This window comes from Peribacillus sp. NPDC097197 (genome assembly GCF_050278025.1).
GTDB lineage: Bacteria > Bacillota > Bacilli > Bacillales > DSM-1321 > Peribacillus.
This window is the reverse complement of the sequence record NZ_JBNNST010000004.1, coordinates 95,031-113,460: the sequence shown is the minus strand read 5'-3', so window position 1 is coordinate 113,460 and position 18,430 is coordinate 95,031. Positions and strand designations below refer to the sequence as shown.

17 protein-coding genes are annotated in these 18,430 nt (G+C 43.1%); 15 read left to right on the top strand and 2 right to left on the bottom strand.

Features of this window, described 5'->3' with window-relative positions:
* Positions 1 to 159: 159 nt before the first annotated feature.
* The 9 genes from ACQKL6_RS07215 (at position 160) to ACQKL6_RS07175 (ending at position 9,982) form a co-directional block, all read left to right on the top strand.
* Positions 160 to 1,347: an ABC transporter substrate-binding protein gene (locus ACQKL6_RS07215; RefSeq protein ID WP_427590546.1), complete on the top strand. Its 1,188-nt coding sequence runs from the start codon at positions 160 to 162 to the stop codon at positions 1,345 to 1,347.
* Between the two features lie 128 nt (positions 1,348 to 1,475).
* Positions 1,476 to 2,354: a branched-chain amino acid ABC transporter permease gene (locus ACQKL6_RS07210; protein ID WP_427590545.1), complete on the top strand. Its 879-nt coding sequence runs from the start codon at positions 1,476 to 1,478 to the stop codon at positions 2,352 to 2,354.
* Positions 2,355 to 2,367: 13 nt separating this feature from the next.
* A complete protein-coding gene (locus ACQKL6_RS07205) occupies positions 2,368 to 3,333 on the top strand; it encodes a branched-chain amino acid ABC transporter permease (RefSeq protein ID WP_427590544.1) in 966 nt (321 codons plus the stop codon).
* Complete coding sequence (locus tag ACQKL6_RS07200) at positions 3,305 to 4,087, top strand: ABC transporter ATP-binding protein (protein WP_402958253.1); 783 nt, start codon at positions 3,305 to 3,307, stop codon at positions 4,085 to 4,087. Before ACQKL6_RS07205 ends, ACQKL6_RS07200 begins: the two co-directional genes overlap by 29 nt.
* Positions 4,087 to 4,794, top strand: coding sequence for an ABC transporter ATP-binding protein (locus tag ACQKL6_RS07195; protein WP_402869791.1), 708 nt, complete (start codon positions 4,087 to 4,089; stop codon positions 4,792 to 4,794). Before ACQKL6_RS07200 ends, ACQKL6_RS07195 begins: the two co-directional genes overlap by 1 nt.
* A gap of 150 nt (positions 4,795 to 4,944) precedes the next feature.
* Positions 4,945 to 6,828, top strand: a complete 1,884-nt coding sequence (locus ACQKL6_RS07190; RefSeq protein WP_427650902.1) for a S8 family serine peptidase — start codon at positions 4,945 to 4,947, stop codon at positions 6,826 to 6,828.
* A 131-nt stretch (positions 6,829 to 6,959) separates the two neighbouring features.
* Positions 6,960 to 8,375, top strand: a complete 1,416-nt coding sequence (locus ACQKL6_RS07185) for a S8 family peptidase (RefSeq protein WP_402986400.1) — start codon at positions 6,960 to 6,962, stop codon at positions 8,373 to 8,375.
* A 573-nt stretch (positions 8,376 to 8,948) separates the two neighbouring features.
* Positions 8,949 to 9,446: a VanZ family protein gene (locus tag ACQKL6_RS07180; protein ID WP_402986397.1), complete on the top strand. Its 498-nt coding sequence runs from the start codon at positions 8,949 to 8,951 to the stop codon at positions 9,444 to 9,446.
* A gap of 98 nt (positions 9,447 to 9,544) precedes the next feature.
* Positions 9,545 to 9,982 (top strand): hypothetical protein, encoded by a 438-nt coding sequence (locus ACQKL6_RS07175; protein ID WP_427650901.1) that lies wholly within the window; start codon positions 9,545 to 9,547, stop codon positions 9,980 to 9,982.
* Positions 9,983 to 10,442: 460 nt separating this feature from the next.
* On the opposite strand, the gene ACQKL6_RS07170 is transcribed toward ACQKL6_RS07175, so the two are convergent.
* Positions 10,443 to 11,372, bottom strand: coding sequence for a LytR family transcriptional regulator (locus ACQKL6_RS07170; RefSeq protein ID WP_402986391.1), 930 nt, complete (start codon positions 11,370 to 11,372; stop codon positions 10,443 to 10,445).
* 152 nt (positions 11,373 to 11,524) lie between these two features.
* Here ACQKL6_RS07170 and ACQKL6_RS07165 point away from each other — a divergent pair, with 152 nt between their 5' ends.
* From ACQKL6_RS07165 to ACQKL6_RS07140, 6 genes are all read left to right on the top strand, one after another.
* Positions 11,525 to 12,310: a hypothetical protein gene (locus tag ACQKL6_RS07165; protein ID WP_402986389.1), complete on the top strand. Its 786-nt coding sequence runs from the start codon at positions 11,525 to 11,527 to the stop codon at positions 12,308 to 12,310.
* A 4-nt stretch (positions 12,311 to 12,314) separates the two neighbouring features.
* Positions 12,315 to 12,692 carry a GntR family transcriptional regulator gene (locus ACQKL6_RS07160; protein WP_427650900.1) on the top strand — a complete coding sequence of 126 codons (378 nt, stop codon included), beginning with the start codon at positions 12,315 to 12,317 and terminating at the stop codon, positions 12,690 to 12,692.
* Complete coding sequence (locus tag ACQKL6_RS07155) at positions 12,692 to 13,381, top strand: ABC transporter ATP-binding protein (RefSeq protein ID WP_427650950.1); 690 nt, start codon at positions 12,692 to 12,694, stop codon at positions 13,379 to 13,381. Before ACQKL6_RS07160 ends, ACQKL6_RS07155 begins: the two co-directional genes overlap by 1 nt.
* 213 nt (positions 13,382 to 13,594) lie before the next feature.
* A complete protein-coding gene (locus ACQKL6_RS07150) occupies positions 13,595 to 14,854 on the top strand; it encodes a hypothetical protein (RefSeq protein WP_427650899.1) in 1,260 nt (419 codons plus the stop codon).
* Between the two features lie 199 nt (positions 14,855 to 15,053).
* Positions 15,054 to 16,256: a DUF2642 domain-containing protein gene (locus tag ACQKL6_RS07145; RefSeq protein WP_427650898.1), complete on the top strand. Its 1,203-nt coding sequence runs from the start codon at positions 15,054 to 15,056 to the stop codon at positions 16,254 to 16,256.
* A 217-nt stretch (positions 16,257 to 16,473) separates the two neighbouring features.
* Entirely contained in the window at positions 16,474 to 17,121 is a 648-nt protein-coding gene (locus tag ACQKL6_RS07140) for a DUF2642 domain-containing protein (RefSeq protein WP_402869729.1), read from the top strand.
* A 28-nt stretch (positions 17,122 to 17,149) separates the two neighbouring features.
* Here the strand turns inward: ACQKL6_RS07140 and ACQKL6_RS07135 are convergent, their stop codons facing one another.
* The gene (locus ACQKL6_RS07135; RefSeq protein WP_402986376.1) at positions 17,150 to 18,421 is read right to left on the bottom strand and encodes a replication-associated recombination protein A; all 1,272 of its coding nucleotides are present in this window, start codon (positions 18,419 to 18,421) and stop codon (positions 17,150 to 17,152) included.
* Between the last annotated feature and the right edge of the window lie 9 nt (positions 18,422 to 18,430).

Here is an 18,430-nt window from a genome sequence, read left to right as displayed (position 1 = left end):
TTCATGCATTTTACGTCTAGACGTGGTGAAAATTATGCGGTACACTATTTTCAAAATATTTATTAAATTTTAAATATTTATATTTATCAATTATTTAGACAGCGTATTGAATAAATATTCATGCGCCACAAATAAAGATTACAAAATAGGGGGTTCATTATGAAAAAGAAGAAATTAGCAAGTGCATTTCTTTCGCTATCACTAGTAGCAGGGGTATTGGCAGGTTGTTCCGGTTCGGACTCTGCTTCAACAACAAAAAAGGGTGAAGAGGGAGACACGATTAAAATCGGGGTGAACCTTGAATTATCAGGGGGAGTTGCTTCTTACGGACAATCGATTTCAGAAGGTCTCAAGCTTGCGACTAAAGAAATTAACAAAGAAGGCATTGATGGAAAAAAAATCGAACTTATACCAGTTGATAATAAATCCGAAGCGGCTGAAGCGACAAGTGGTGCCATAAAGCTGACTTCTCAAGATAAGGTGACAGCAATCGTCGGTGCCGCAACAAGTACGAATACAATCGCACAGGTGCAGATTGCCCAGGATAATAAGGTTCCGGTCATCTCTCCTTCTGGGACAAGCCCAGAAATCACATATAAAGATGATAAATTGAATGATTATGTTTTCAGAACAAGCTTTATCGATCCTTTCCAAGGAACCGTGGCAGCGAATTTCGCCACTAGCGAAATCAAAGCAAAAAGCGCAGCCATCTATATTGATAGTGCAAGCGATTATTCAAAAGGGTTAGCGGCAGCTTTTAAGGAACAATTCGAAAAAAATGGTGGAAAAGTTGTAGCGGAAGAAGCTTATATTGCCAAGGATACTGATTTCCGTTCTACACTGACTCGCCTGAAATCGGCAAAACCGGATTTCATCTTCCTACCAGGCTACTATGAAGAAGCTGGATTGATCGTTAAGCAGGCTCGTGAAACAGGTCTTGACGTTCCATTCATGGGCGGCGATGGTTGGGATTCTCCTAAACTAGTTGAAATTGCTGGTGAGAAGGCTCTAAATAATACATTCATCACCAACCATTATTCTTCAGGTGACCCTGACGAAAAGATCCAGAACTTTGTGTCGGCATTCAAGGCTGAATACAAAGACAAATCCCCTGATGCTTTTAACGCTTTAGGCTACGATACTGGCTACTTCCTTGCCGATGCCATTAAACGTGCCGGATCTTCGGATTCGGATAAGATCAAGGATGCTTTGGAAAAAACAAAAGATCTTAGCCTTGTGACGGGAACATTTACATTAGATGAGAAACACAATCCAATCAAATCCGCTACGATCCTTGAGTTTAAAGAAGGAAAACAGGTATTCAATACAAAAATCAATCCTGAATGATCTGGGAAAGGTTTTAGCCTTCGCCGGCCCTTCTTCGATTAGAAGGTGCTGGCGACTTCTCATTTTTTACCCACTGAAAAAATAGACGTGCCGCATTATAAAATTAGATTTTTCAAGGAGAGTCGAATATGGAATTGGTACAACAGCTAATAAATGGAGTTTCACTCGGTAGCATTTATGCCCTTATCGCTCTCGGATATACGATGGTGTATGGAATTGTTAAACTGATAAACTTCGCACATGGTGACGTCTTCATGGTCGGATCATTCGTTGGTTTCTACTCGATAACGGTTTTGGATCTGTCGTTTGTGCCAGCCCTCCTCATTTCAATGACGGTCTGTGCACTCTTTGGCGTATTAATTGAACGGATCGCATACAAGCCATTGCGCAATGCAACGCGCATTGCCGCTCTTATAACCGCCATCGGTGTTTCCCTTTTGATCGAATATGGATTCATCTATGTCCGTGGTGCACAGCCGGAAGCTTATCCGAGTGATGTATTGCCTTCGGATAAAATCAATATATTCGGTGCTTCGATAAACAGCCAGTCGGTATTGATCTTTGGCGTAGCCGTCGCATTGATGATCGTTCTACAAATCATTGTTCATAGAACGAAAATCGGGAAGGCGATGCGTGCCGTTTCTTTCGATGCAGATGCGGCTAAGCTGATGGGGATCAACGTCAATAATACGATTTCAGCAACATTTGCAATCGGTTCCGCATTAGCGGGAGCAGCAGGGGTCATTTTTGGTATCTATTATATAAAAATCGAGCCTTTGATGGGAGTGCTCCCAGGGTTGAAGGCATTCGTAGCCGCGGTGCTTGGTGGAATCGGAATTATCCCGGGTGCGATGGTCGGAGGATTATTGCTTGGAGTCATCGAGGCTTTGGTCAGTGCCGCTGGCTATTCATTATGGCGGGATGCCGTAGCCTTTATCGTACTGATTCTTATCTTGATTTTCATGCCACAAGGCTTGTTCGGTAAAAACAAAAAAGAAAAAGTATAAGGGAGACAAAGCTATGACTACTTTTAAGCGAGCTAAAGGTTTTTGGCTCTCGATCGTCCTATCACTGATCTTTTTCGCCGTGGTCCAGGTACTGATCGGCGGCGGTTCTTTGAATCCTTTTTATCAAAATACGCTCATGTTCATCGGGATCAATATTATTTTGGCAACGAGCCTTCATTTAATCATCGGGATTACCGGTCAATTTTCAATCGGACATGCCGGCTTTCTGGCCGTCGGTGCATACGCTTCAGCGGTCGTTACCATGAAGTTGCAAATGCCGTTTCCCCTGGCATTGATTATAGGTGGGTTGGTCGCAGCGCTTGCCGGTTTGGTCATTGGGATTCCAAGCTTACGTCTTAAAGGGGATTACCTGGCAATCGCGACCTTGGGATTTGGAGAAATCGTCCGGATCGTGCTCTTGAATATTGACTATGTAGGCGGGGCAAGCGGAATGCAAGTATCGCATTTGACTACATGGCCATGGGTGTTCGGTTCCGTACTCATCACAGTCCTTGTCATCCGGAACTTTACAAGTTCGACACATGGAAGGGCCTGCATCTCGATCCGTGAGGACGAAACGGCAGCCGACTCGATGGGGATTAACACAACCTATTATAAAGTTGTCGCGTTTGCAATCGGTGCTTTCTTTGCTGGAATCGCTGGAGGGTTATATGCCCACAACTTCTATATTATCCAACCGTCGAACTTTGGGTTCTTGAAATCATTCGATATCTTAATTCTAGTCGTACTCGGTGGACTTGGAAGCTTATCCGGTTCCGTATTGGCAGCTATCCTTCTTACGGTCGTCACGACATTCCTGCAAGACTATCCAGAAACAAGAATGATCATTTACAGCCTTGTTCTGATTGTGATGATGATTTATCGTCCACAAGGCTTGATGGGAACGAAAGAAATAACGTCCATGTTCAATCGTAAAGGAGGCAGCAGCCATGGCAACAACAAAAACACCGCTGCTTAAAGTCGACTCGGTCGGCATCCAGTTTGGAGGGCTTAAAGCGGTATCCGATGTTAACGTCGAGTTGTATCCGGGGGAATTGGTCGGTTTAATCGGACCGAATGGAGCTGGGAAAACGACATTTTTCAACCTATTGACTGGGGTTTATGTCCCGACTGAGGGCACCATTTCCCTAGACGGGGAAAACTTAAGGAAACGTCCGCCCTATAAAATCACGCAAAAAGGAATCAGCCGGACGTTCCAGAATATCCGTTTGTTCAGTGAACTTTCGGTGATTGATAACGTAAAAGTAGCCTATCATTCTCTTTCGAAACATAGCATTGTCAGTTCCATCTTGCGTTTCCCCACCCATTTTAGAGGGGAACAGGAAATGGAGGAAAAGGCCATTGAATTCCTGAAGATCTTCAATCTGGATCGATACAAGGATGAAAAGGCGAAAAACCTGCCGTATGGTCAGCAAAGGCGCTTGGAAATTGCCCGTGCCCTTGCCGCTAACCCAAAACTGCTCTTACTCGATGAACCGGCGGCCGGCATGAATCCCCAGGAAACACACGAACTCATGAAATTGATTGCGCTAATCCGTGAGAAATTTGACTTGACCGTGCTGTTGATTGAACACGATATGCCTCTTGTCATGGGTGTATGCGAGCGTATCTATGTGCTCGATCATGGCCAGTTGATCGCTCAAGGAAAGCCGGAAGAAATACGTAACAATCCAAAAGTCATCGAGGCCTATCTGGGCGAGGAGGTTTCATAATGTTAACAATCGAGGATATTAACGTATATTACGGGAACATACAGGCATTAAGGGGTGTCTCCCTCACAATCAACCAAGGTGAAATCGTCACCCTGATTGGGGCGAACGGAGCAGGTAAAAGTACGATGCTCAAGACGATTTCCGGCTTATTGAAACCGAAACAAGGAAAGATTCTTTATGAGAATCAATCAATCGGTGGCAAACCTGCCCAATCGATCGTGAAGATGGGAATCTCGCATGTCCCGGAAGGACGCCGTGTTTTCGCCAACATGACGGTGGAAGAAAACCTTCAACTAGGTGCTTATTTACGAAAAGACAAGGCAGAGATCAAAAAGGATATGGAAAAGGTATACGAACTATTTCCACGCTTGCTTGAGAGACTTAAGCAACAATCGGGAACCCTTTCTGGCGGAGAGCAGCAAATGCTCGCCATGGGTCGGGCCCTTATGGCAAAGCCGCGTCTGCTCTTATTGGATGAGCCTTCGATGGGACTTGCACCGTTACTGGTAAAACAGATTTTCAGCATCATAGAAGAAATCAATAAAACGGGTACGACGATTCTGCTTGTCGAGCAAAATGCGAATCTTGCATTATCCATTGCAGATCGAGCGTATGTAGTGGAAACGGGCCGCATCGTCCTTTCTGGTCAAGCTGAGGAACTAACGGCGAGTGAAGAAATAAAGAATGCCTATTTAGGAGGACACTGAAACCGCAAATTGCGGTTTTTTCTTTTGATAAAAATGGAAATGATTCATATTGACTAGATGAAAAGATTAGTAAATCTATATCTATCAGTATACAATTTAGATAGAGGGAACTAATGAAAAGTACCCATAATAATCTATTGGAGTGATTCCATGCAAAAGTTATTTCGGTCCATCGTACCTATCGCACTTCTTTTAACATTTTTGCCGATTCAACAGCCAGAAGCCGTTTTTGCAGAGGAAGCTCCTAATGCCGATGGTGTCATTGTAAAATATAGAGAAACAAATGATGAGCCTATCAGCGAATTAATTGAAACGGTAGACATCCCTAAAGGGCAAACCACAGAAAAACTAATAGAGAAGCTTGAAGATCAGAAAAAGGTAGAGTATGCAGAGCCAAACTATCTTTTTAAAAAGATGGAAAGTCTGTCTGACCCCATTTTTAAGGATCAATGGCATCATCAAAAAATCGGGACGAAAGCTGCATGGAAAAAGACCATGGGCTCAAAAGAAATGATCGTGGCCATCATTGATGATGGCATTGACCGTAATCATGAAGATTTAAAAGGGAAGATTTATAAAGGTTATGATACTGTGCGTGAGAGAATGAATATCCTGCCCAAAGGAGAACATGGAACGCATGTTGCGGGCATCATTGCCGGCTCTGCTAACAATAAACTAGGAGGCGCAGGTGTGGCCCCTACTATAAAAATTATGCCGATTAACGTTTTTGATGGGAAATATGCAGATACGGTCGATATCATAGAAGCCATCCATTATGCAATCGAAAACGGAGCCGACATAATTAATATGAGTCTAGGAGAGACCTATTATTCAAAAGCGCTAGATAAAGCGGTCCAGGAGGCGTATAAAGAAGGGGTTCTGATTATTGCGGCGGCTGGAAATGAAGGGGATTTGAAAAAGAGCAACAAACGTGTATACCCTGCCGCATTCAGTCATGTCATTTCGGTGGGTGCCACCACATCAAAAGATAAGCGCGCCACTTATTCCAATTACGATTCATCGGTGGATATTACAGCCCCCGGGGATAAAATCCTTTCAACGTTTCCTTATAATCGATATGCCTTTATGAGCGGAACGTCCATGGCGACACCCGTTGTTACCGGTGTAGCCGCATTGATTTGGTCCAATGAACCGAAACTTTCCCAATTAGCGGTGGAATATCGATTATATGACTCGGCTGTCGATCTAGGCACAAAAGGAAAAGATGTCTATTATGGTAACGGGCGTGTCAATGCAAAAAAGGCACTTGAGATGAAGACCCTCAGTAGACCTTCTGTGACAGGCATCTCAGATAGGGATACAAAGATTAAAGGGACGATACCTAGCCAGTTTACAACCGGAACCGTCTCCATTTATACGAAGAAAATAACACTAGCCACGGTGAAAATCAACGGGGAAAAGACATTTTCAGCGACGGTTGAAAAACAGAAGGCTGGCCAGAAAGTGTATGTACGATTAGTCGATAAAACAGGTAATAAAAGCGTGCCGGTCTTCCTTACCGTTACCGATAAAACCGCACCACCTAAGCCGACAGTAAATGCTGTGGGTGACAATACGACAAAGGTGACGGGGAAAGCGGAAGCGAGTTCCAAAGTGACCGTCCAAACGGGAACCACTACGCTTGGAAAGGCAACCACTAACAGCTCAGGCACATTCACCGTGACGATGACGAAAAAGCAAAAGGCTGGAAAAGTGCTGACTTTAATCGCAACCGATAAAGCAGGAAACAAAGGCCCTGCCAAAAAGGTGACGGTCAAGGATAAAACCGCCCCAAGCATGCCGACAGTCAATAAAGTCACGCCTAAAACAACAAAGGTGACAGGGAAGGCAGAAGCAAGCTCCACCGTATATGTCAAAGCATCGGGCAAAGTCATTGGCTCTGCCAAAGCTACGAACAAAGGTAGCTTCACGGTCAAGATTGCCAAGCAAAGTGCCGGGAAAATCGTGTATGTCTACGCAAAAGACGAGGCAAAGAATGCAAGTAAGTCAAGAAAAGTGACCGTGAAAAAGTAAAATTATAATAGAAAGGAAGCCTCCGAGAATCTTGGAGGTTTTTTTGTACTAAATACCGTGAAATAAGTATATGCATTAGTTGATAACTTGGTAAATTTATAGTTCATGAGTACGGGGAAGAGGGGATGAGTATGAAGCGGATGTTTTCTTTATTGGTTATCATCGCCTTTTGCATCCAAATTGGCGTTGGTAACGGTCCACCTACACTAGCAGCTGAACAAGCCAATCCAACCGCGATTGAAACAGATCGGGTCATTGTCAAGATGAAGCCTTCAGCCAAAGAAGGTAGTTTGAAAAAGTACAAGGTGAGCGAGAAAACGATAGATCAACAGGGTCTGTTGAAAACGATGGAAGTCCCGGATGACACAAGCCTAGTTGGTTTTATAAGGAAGCTAGAAAAAGATAAAAATATTGAGTACGTGGAACCAGATCATCTCATTCAATTGATGAAAAAACCGAGTGATCCCCATTATACGAAGCAATATCATCACAAGTTGATCCAAACCGAGAAAGCCTGGGACAAGACGAAGGGCTCGAAAAGTATTATAGTGGCCGTCATTGACAACGGGGCAGACCTTAATCATCCCGATTTAAAAGGAAAATTCTTTGCTCCCTATAACATGGTGAACTTTAGCCCCCATTTGCCGGCAGGAGAACATGGAACACATGTGGCCGGAATCATTGCGGCTACGATGAATAATGGAGCTGGCGGAACGGGTGTCGCCCCGAATACTAGAATCATGCCAATCAATATATTTAGGGGAGAATATGGCTATTCCTCTGATCTCATCTATGCCATTTATTATGCCGTGGAATATGGGGCCAATATTATCAATATGAGTTTAGGAGGCTTCAATTATTCTTATAGTGAAGATCAAGCCATCCAGTATGCCCATGATATGGGATTGGTCATCGTTGCCGCAGCTGGAAATGAAGATACTTACTGGAACAGTTATCCCGCTTCCTATGAGAACGTCATTTCCGTCAGTGCGACGTCAAAGAAAGATCGAATTGCCGACTATTCCAATTATGGAACCAATATTGACTTGGCTGCACCAGGTGATTCGATCTATTCAACGCTTCCTTATAAATCGTATGGGTATATGACAGGAACCTCGATGGCCGCGCCTATCGTCACTGGGGTCGCAGCCTTGGTCTGGGGGAACAAGCCCACCTTGAAGAATACGCAGGTCGAAGAACGCCTATTCAGCACGTCCGATGATCTGGGTAAAAAGGGAAAAGACGATCTTTACGGAAATGGGCGTATAAATGCCAAAAGGGCCGTGAACTACGTCGCAAAGCCAACCGTTCATACAGTCAAGGACAATGCTAAAACAATTACAGGAAAAGCTGAAAAAGGCTCGACCGTTACCGTTAAAAAAGGAAGCAGCCAGCTCGGAAAAGCAAAAACCAACAGTGCGGGAACATTTAAAGTTACGATGAAGACAAAACAAAAAGCAGGAACCAAGCTTTCCGTTACGGCCAAAAGCAAAGCGGGATATTCCAGCAAAGCAAGAACCGTAACTGTGGTCAAAGCGAAAAAATAAACAGAAACAGCCTCCGGAATTAACCGGGGGCTGTTTAATATAAGATGATTAAACATTGTCACTTCATAAATAAAAGGATAACTCAACCACGCAAACAGCAATAATTCAACCATGCAAGGTGAAATAGGCAACTATACTACTAACAGTCCGGGTAAATTGGACAATAAAAATTAGTTAATAGTGAAAGATTAAATTCAGGGAAATGTAATAGATGGTTTTTTAATGCCATGATATTCAAAAACAATATTATTGTTATGAAAATCAAAAAATGGTAAATTAAACTAAAATAACGATAAAAAAGACTGCAATGGCAGAGGGATTTTTTAAATACTTGACATTCTCATTTTCAGAGGAGATAGATGGCAGAAAAATCATAATCACCGAAAGTTTAGCTAGGGTAAAGTTCGCCGCTTTCAAAGAGATTTAAATAATCGTTTCCGTAATTAACCATACATAAGACCTCTTTGACACTCCCAAATTTTTTTAGAAGTTAACTTTTATTTAATAGATGCTCTCAAAAGTTGAATTAAGATTGAAGGATAAAACTAAAAGAGTTCATGGAAGGACTATCAAATGATGAATCGTAAGTGGGTATTCCCGGCTTTGCTTATTTTATGGGCAATGCTGATTTTCTCCTTTTCCTCACAGACATATGAAGAACAGAGTCTTGCTTCTTTTTTAGGACGGTTCAATACGCCCTATTGGTATGAATTGCTTGAGGGTATTTCCTTTTTGTATGGTGGTGTTGAGGTGAGTGCTCATACCGCTGGGGTGGATGGTTTTTTCGAGTTTTTCATTCGAAAGGGTGCGCATCTTTTTATCTTTTTTGTATTCGGATTTTTGACATTTGGTGTTTGGCGGGATTTTGTGAAGAATAAGTTTATTAGCCTTTCGGGTGCACTTGTTTGCGTGCTATTTTATGCGAGTGCTGATGAATTGCATCAAAAATTCACCGGTGGGCGAACGCCTTTGATGCAGGATGTTATAATCGATACGTTCGGGGGACTGTTAGGTATTTTGTGTTTTTTTATAGTCAATAGATGGTGGAGGCGCCGTAAGAAGTATGTTTAATAAGCAAGCTTCTTTTTTTGTCGTTTTTCTCATGGATATAATGTAAGGATAGGATAGCCTTTCTGAAGGTGATGAAGATAAGAAGACATAATAGGAAAATGGCAGGAATGATGGCTCTTTTTTCCCTGATTGTAGCTTTCGGTGGCTGTATTGTTTTCCTTAGGCCCAGTGGACCAGAACGATTAGTGGATGAGTTCTATGCGTACGAGAGTGAGGCGGAATTCGGGAAGTCGAGGGATTTATTGAGTGCTGAAATGAAGCTGCGGTTTCCGGTTCGTGCTGATTATGTGCAAAATCGGGCTCATGTCTTCTTGCAGCATATGGATGTGGAAACCTTTCAGTATGAAGTGGGACGTTCAAAGAAAGTGAAGGATTGGAGCATGGGGAAAGGTGGCAAGGTCCATAAAACAGCGTACAGGGTTCCTGTCACACAGATGTTTGAGTCTCACTTTGGTGTGTTTACCATCGAACAGGATTGTTATGTAGTGAAGGAAAAAGACGAATGGCGTCTGTTTTGGGATTATCGATTTGAATAGATGCCTCTCCTTTTTCAACATTTCGCTCCTTTTATCGAAAAGGGAGAGGATATTTATAAGGGAATTGACGGATTAAAGTATTAATCATGAAGCATATTTCATTCTAGAGCGATCACTGATGGCCTTCAGAATAAACATTTTGTCTTGTTTGCTTAACATTGCCCAACTACCTGCCTTGATTTTCATACAATCCACTCCTTTTATTTGTTTGAAATGTTTAAATCTAAGCATGATGATTCACATGACCTTGTGTCTAATGAAAGTTGATTCTCGTAATGAAAGGTTCAAGGGGAAGAAGGAATTTCTTAGCTCTTATTAGATTATACCGTCTTTTCCCCTCTAATAAACAACAAAAATTCCAACAAATCTCTACAATGGGTGTCCGTTTTTTGTCAGAATGTTGGATGGGTAAAATGAAAAAGCTGTCTGGATGCGGTCCAGGCAGCTTTTTCGTTTTGCGTTATTTGACGGTTAAATGTTCCTTTAATTCTGTTTGAATCTTTTTTTGTTCTTCTTCCGACACGATATAGTAGTAGATTCCGTCGATTTTCGTTCCGGTACCGGTTATGGATGATTGGGAAATGTCATTGCTTGCGTCTCTATAATTCTTTTGAATGTCCATCATGTCATCAAACGTCAAATTAGTCTGGATATTTTTACTTAGTGCGTCGAATACGTCGTCGTAACTCGTTAAGGTCGATACGCTCGCCCCTTCTTTAATGACAGCTTCGATAATGGCACGTTGTCTGGATTGACGCCCGAAATCACCATTTGGATCTTCATATCTCATTCTGGCATAGCTCAACGCCTCTTTACCGTTCAGTTCGATCATGCCTTTGTTGAAGGTCGTCCCCTCTTCAGTGAAGTTCAAATCATTTTGGACGGTGACACCGCCAACTGCGTCCACGATATCTTTAAAGCCTTCCATATTGATCTTCATATAATAGTCGATCGGGATATCAAGGAAATTCTCGACCGTATCCATCGCCATCGCGGCGCCACCGAATGCAAAGGCGTGATTGATTTTATCCTGGGTGCCATGTCCGACAATCTCAGTACGAGTATCTCGTGGGATGCTCAGCATCTTCACGGACTTCAATTTTGGATTGACGGTCAAGACAATCATCGTATCCGAGCGGCCTTTGTCGCCTTCCCGTTCATCGACACCGAGCATCAGCATGGAAAAAGGCTCATAATCCGATAATACGAGTTCTTTGGTCCGTTTATCTGTACTGCGCTCTATAGGTGTATGCATGGTTTCGACTGTCTTTGTTAAGGAATTCCATACGGAGAATGCAAAAGTCCCCCCGGCTAGTATAAAAAGAAGGACGATAATGCCGACTACTTTTGGCCATGTTCGTTTCTTTTTTTTCTTCTTTTCATGTCTCATCGTCTACTTCCTTCCTCACTTTATAATCACTTAATCTATTATAATAAATTAGTTATTTAAATAATAGGATTTTTGGTATTTTATAGTATATTTGACAATGCATGTGTAGTCGTGTACTATTTAACTAACACAGTGGTAAAGGGGATGGGGAAGTGAAAGCGTTTAGAGGATTGATGCAAAAGGAGTGGCTGATCGGGAAGTCGGTTCTTCTTTGGTTGCTGCTGGCCCAGGCGGGGTTAGTGTTTGTTGCCTATTTACTTGCGAAGTATTTCGAAGTGGCTGGTTTGTTTTACATCAGTTCACCGATGGTCATGTTGATGCATCCGCTGATAATGATTTTCCTTATATGTAGTCGTTTGAATGTGGAAGGGAAGGCACAAGTCTGGTTGTATAATCCACAGTCTTCCGGGATGCTACTAGGTAGTAAATTGTTGATCAGTGTACTGTTCCAGGGGATGTCATTGCTGTTTGCCTGCCTGCTCACTTTTGTGACCATGAGGATTCCGACGAGCAATTTTGGTGTGAGTTTTCACACGGAGAGTATGATGTCATTCTATAATTTACTCCAAATGGGTATTTTCTTGATGGCGGTCAGTCTTTTCCTTGCCCTGGTCATGTTATTTTTATGGGTGGTTTACCATGCATTGGCTCGGGTGTCAGCCATTAAACCGTTTCGTTGGCTGATCGTTTCCCTTCTATTTATAGGGATGGTCATGGTGGGGAGCTGGTATGAAAGTACGGCTGTTTATCAACAAATGGATACGGTCTGGGTCGTGGACGTTTTGAGTGACTCTTCATTTACCATGTCGGCTGATAATTTGAAATTTTACCTAAATACGGGAGGCATATCCCTTCTGACAACCGGGTTGGATATCATCACGTTAGTGTTATTATTCCTAGCTTCATGTTGGCTGCTGGACCGAAAGATCGAGGTGTAAGTGTATGACAGAGGAGTTTCATGCGACAAAGCCGATTTATTTACAGGTAGCGGATCGAATTTGTTATTCGATTGTCCGCGGGGAGATAAAAAGTGGTGAAAAGCTACCATCGGTTCGGGAGATGGCTATTCAAACAGGCGTTAATCCAAATACGATACAGCGCACGTATGCTGAGATTGAAAGGGATGGAATTGTGGAGACAAAAAGGGGGCAGGGAACATTCGTTAAAAATGATCCAACCTTGATCGCTTCGTTACGGGTGCGGATCCAAACGGAAATCATGGAAACGTTCGTGGAAAATATGAAAGAGATTGGCTTGTCAAAGACGGAAATGCTCACAGCGGTACAGGCATTTTTGACAGAACGGGGTGATGTGGAATGATGATTGAAATGCAGGACGTGACGAAGAAGTATGGAAAAATTGTGGCACTGGATCGTGTTTCACTTTCGTTTGATGTAGGAAAGATTTATGGTGTGTTAGGGGCCAATGGAAGCGGTAAGTCGACCCTGCTCAAACTGATTGCCGGTTTGGTGAAACCGGATCATGGTGAGGTGACGGTCGAGGGAGAGAAGGTAAGCAGGAGGATTGCCTCTTGCGTGTCGTATTTGACGGAGTTGGATTTTTTCTACCCCGCGTTTACGGTCGGCCATTACATTGACTTTCATGCTTCGCAGTTTACGGATTTTAATCACGAGAAGGCCATGGAAATGCTGGCATTCATGAAGCTGGATGTTTCAAAGAAGGTCAGTTCGATGTCGAAAGGTAACAGGGGCCGGCTTAAATTGGTGCTGGCGTTGTCACGGGAGGCACCAATCGTATTATTGGATGAACCATTTTCAGGGTTGGATGTGATGGTTCGTGAAGAGATTGTTCGCAGCTTGCTTACGTATATTGATTTTGAAAAACAAACGGTCATCATCACGACACACGAAATCGATGATATCGAAAAGGTCTTGGATGAAGTGCTATTGATTCAGGATGGGCAAATCATTGGCAAAGAGGAAGTGGAAGGCATCCGTGAAAGAAACGGGGAATCGGTAGTGGGATGGATGAAAGCACATTATAGGTGATTAGTAGGACTCCAAATGAGGATTTGGGGTCTTTTTAGTGTAAAAAAGTCATTGGTTATAATTACCATACAAGAAAACGTTGATAAACTTATGGTTTAATAGGAAAATATAACTAATATCATTTAACTACTAATTTACATATGAAGGGAAATGAAACGTGTGCGGAAACAGAGTTATATAAGGTTTTTGATTATGTTTGGAGCTTGCATCTTTATGTTCTCAGTGGCAGGAAAAGCGGATGTACATGCGGCTTCGCCCGTGAATCAAGCTAAAGCGATTAACGTGAACAAGATGTATAAGGGTTCTTTAGCTAATAAGAAGGAGATTTTGTATAAAGTAACTTTACCCGAGCCGGGGAATGTCACGTTATCGATTAAACGGAATGCCAAGACCTCTTTTGAGGGACATATCCAGAATAGTAAAGGCTACATCTATACGTTCGTTTATACGAAAAGACAGGATGATACATCCGGGTTTGATGAAGTGCAAGTAGGTTTGCCTAAAGGGACGTACTATGTACGGATCAACAATAGTGGCGGGCAAGCCTCCAAAGCTGATTATCAATTTTCCACGAAATATACAAAAAGCCCGTTTTACGAAAAAGAGTCCAATGATAAGGTAGCTACAGCGAATCTTATCAACCTGAATGCCACATATAAAGGGGTCATTAGTCACTCTGATGATCGCGATTTCTTTACATTCATCGTCCCGCAAAATGGGAATGTGACATTGAACATGAAACAAAAACGGGACACGATATGGCGTGGATCTATCCAAGATCGTTCCAATAAAAAGTTGGCAGAATTAAATTCGAATGAAAATGGAAGCCTCACAACCTATATGAAAAAAGGGACCTATTACTTCGTGATGGAAAATTATGATGATTCGGTTGATGTTCCGTACGAGTTTACGATTTCAGATAGGACCAGTTCATTAAAGGCTTCCCAAATCAATGTGACGAACAATACAGGCAAAGCGGATAGTGTAAAGGTAAGCAGCCTGAAAAAAGGTGATGTCGTCACAGTGTATGATGCGAAAAGTAAAGGGAATGTCATAGCGAAAACGACGGCGAAAGGCACTTCAGCGAGTCTTAAGGTCAGCCAGCTCGGCAAAAAGACAGGTAAGGTCTATGTGACCGTGATGAAATCACCTTTGAGGGAAAGTGATCGTGTCGCCCAAACGTTTAAGGGCGAAACCTCGCCTTCTGTGAAAACAAGCCAGGTCAAGGTGACGAATCATAAGGGAAAAGCCGATACCGTGGTAATCAGTTCCCTTGCCAAAGGCGATGTCGTGAAGATTTACAAGGCAAAAAGCAAAGGAAACATGTTGTTGAAAGGGACGGCGAAAGGCAAAAAGCTAACTCTTTCTATAAAGCAGCTCGGTAAGAAATCGGGCAAAGTATACGTGACGGTAACCAAGTCAGGACAGCAGGAAAGTGGGAGAGTGGCAGTTTCCTATAAAAAAGAAAAATAAGAGGTGACCTCGGATGAAAATCCGGGGTCATTTTTTTTAGGAAGGCTTGTTCTTAGTCATTTTACGTGTACTCTCTCTAGGTAAACGACGATTTACTAGAAAATGGGTGCTTAGAAGAGTCCGCAATAGAAAGAAGGCGCATATATATGCAGTACGGATATCACTAAAGTATAAATAACTATTGGAGGCTAAAGGAAAAATGGCAGAAATAATTAGTTTACCGTACCTTCAAGCTTTGCAGGGGAAATTTGTAAGAGTATTTAAAGGCGGGCCTGATTCAAGAGAAGGCAGGCTGATAGAAGTGAATGATGAGTATATCGTCATTCTGACTGAGGAGAAGCAACTCGTGTATTATACGATTGCCCAACTGAAAATCGTGGTTGTTAATGCAAAAAAATCTCAAGAGGATTTACTACCTCCTTTCGATGATGGCTATGCATTTCCTCCAACGTTCGTGGGCTTATTGCAAACATTAGATAACCGATTCGTTCAGGTGAACGGCGGTGGCCCAGCTTCAAAAATCGGCCAGATCGTCGAGGTAACTACAGAATATATCGTGTTATCGACTAAGAAGGACGGGCTCGTTCTATTCCCGATTGCTCTTATTAAGAGCGTAGCGATTGTTGAGGTTTCCTTCCGTTCCAAATGGCCGGAGTTTCCAGATGTTCCTAACGATACTCTAAATGGAGCTCTTACTCAATTGATTTACTCCTGGATTTTGGTTCATGCAGGTGGCCCTGAAAAGGTTGAGGGTGTTTTGATACAAGTTGAAGAAGACTATATTGTTGTCGTGAATAAAGACGAAATATTTTATATCACGACAGATCAAATCCAATCCATCGGACTATTTTTCCCAAGGGAGAATGATGGTGGGGGGAAAGATAAGGACAAAGATAAAGACAAAGAAAGTTCTTCCCATGAGAGTTCCTCGAGAGAAAGTAGCTCTCATGAAAGTTCATCAAGTGAAAGCAGTTCCAGTGAAAGTTCATCAAGTGAAAGCAGTTCCAGTGAAAGTTCATCAAGTGAAAGCAGTTCCTATGAAAGTTCATCATCATGTGAAAGTAGCTCTCATGAAAGTTCTTCATGTGAATGTATAGCCCCTGAAAGTTCATCAAGTGAAAGCAGCTCTTATGAGAGTTCATCATCATGTGAGAGCAGTAGTTCGTATGAAAGTTCATCATCATGTGAGAGCAGCAGTTCGTATGAAAGTTCATCATCATGCGAGAGCAGCAGTTCAGATGAAAGTTCATCATCATGTGAAAGCAGCAGCTCATATGAAAGTTCAGATGAATGTAAGAAACGTCGTCGCCGTCATAGAAAGGATAAAAACCGTACGCGTGTCAATACGTTTAAGAAAATCTGGCTTGAGAACCTAATTAAAGTTTCAAAGACAACTCTATAAAGAATCGACCACACAGGTACAGCAACCAATGAAGTTGTTGTGCCTTCTTATTAAAAAGGGACAGGCATATGGGTTGTCCAAAAGGTGATCAAGGGCATATTGGACTAGACCTAGGGGTGATTCCTATAGCGAATCTCTGAAACAAGTCGGAGTGTCCCAAATTAGGACAGGATTCAAGAACGATTCCTCGCCATAAGGAAGGAAAGGTGGATTATATTTGTTTTCTAAATATATTGGACAGTATATGGAGCTAGAACTCTCAGGAAATATTCTTGTGTTTGGGAATTTAATAGAAGAAAGTACGGATATCTTAGTCCTATACACGGGAGAGGTGTACCGTTATGTACCGCAGCGACACATTAAGAATTATTCTTTTCCCATAATAGATGAAGGGATTGAAGGAGGAGAGGACCCGGAAATCAGTGAGACGTCATTTCGTAAGATGCTGATGAATGCGAAAGGGCTCTTTGTTGAGATTTTGCTCACGAAAAACAAACCCATCTATGGCTATATCGTGGGTATCATGAATAATTATTTCATTTTTCATTCTCCTGCCTATAAAACGATGTTCATCTCCATGGAGCATGTAAAGTGGCTAACGGTCTGTGATGATGAAAAGGGGCCATACGGATTGAGTAAAAGCGAGCAGCTTCTTCAAGTTTCCAGTCTAAGCTGGGCGCGTACTTTGGAGGAACAACTGAAAAAATTGACAAATAAATTGGTGGTACTCGATTTAGGGCAGCACCCGATGGACATAGGGAGAATCATACAATTGAAGGATGGTCTCATCCATATGATGGATGCTCAAGGCGAAGAGTTTTATGTAAATATGCGGCATGTGAAGAGCTTTCAGTTTCCACAATGAATAACTCCGGATCTACTACGATCCGGAGTTATTTCTTTTTCTCTATATTCTCATAGACCGATGCGAGGGCTTGTTCGAATTTCCCACTCTTTTTCGGTTGATAGTATTTTTTGTTGCGTAGTTTGTTCGGTAGGTACTGTTGTTTCACCCATCCGCTTTCATAATCGTGCGGATAGAGATAGTCGACGCCGCGGCCCAGGTCGGTAGCCCCTTTATAATGGGCATCTTTAAGGTGATCGGGTACATCGCCGCTATGGCCGGCGCGGATATCGGCGAGTGCCGCGTCAATTGCTTTATAGGCGGTATTCGATTTAGGCGATAGACAAAGCTCAATCACCGAATTGCTAAGCGGGATCCGGGCTTCCGGAAAACCGAGACGCTCGGCTGCCTCGACTGCAGAAAGGGCGCGAGGACCAGCTTGAGGGTTCGCCAGGCCAATGTCCTCATACGCGATGACGACCAAGCGACGGGCGATGCTGACAAGGTCACCGGCTTCTATCAATCGGCCCAAATAATGGAGGGCCGCATTCACGTCGCTGCCACGGATTGATTTTTGGAAGGCAGATAGGACGTCATAATGGGCATCACCATCCTTGTCATGCGAAAAGCTCTTTTTCTGCATGCACTCTTCGGCAATTTTTACATCGATGACAATCGTTTCGGATTCGTCAGGCTCAGTAGAAATGACCGCGAGCTCTAGAGCGTTAAGGGCGCTGCGGACGTCCCCGTTCGAAGCTGTCGCAAAATGTGCCAGAGCATCGGTGCTGACATCTGTTTGATAGTGACCGAGACCACGTTCCTCATCTTGTAATCCACGTTCGAGGGCTTTGATGATATCAGTGACTTCCAGAGACTTTAGTTCGAAAATCTGGCACCTGCTGCGGATGGCCGGGTTGATTGCATGATAAGGATTGCTTGTCGTCGCACCAATCAAGGTGATCATCCCATTTTCAAGGTAGGGAAGGAGGAAATCCTGTTTCGCTTTATCCAGGCGGTGGACCTCATCGAGCAGCAGGATCACTTTGCCGGACATCTTGGCTTCGGCAGCGACGATTTCCATGTCTTTTTTATTATTGGTTACAGCATTCAGTGTCCGGAAGGCAAACTTCGTGCTGCCGGCAATGGCGCTCGCAATGGACGTCTTGCCGATGCCGGGAGGACCGTACAGAATCATCGAAGATAGCTGTTTGGCCTTGACCATCCTCGCGATGATTTTCCCTTCACCGACGAGATGCTCCTGCCCGATGACTTCATCAATCGAACGGGGCCGCATCCGGAAAGCAAGCGGTTTAATATTCATGACGCACCT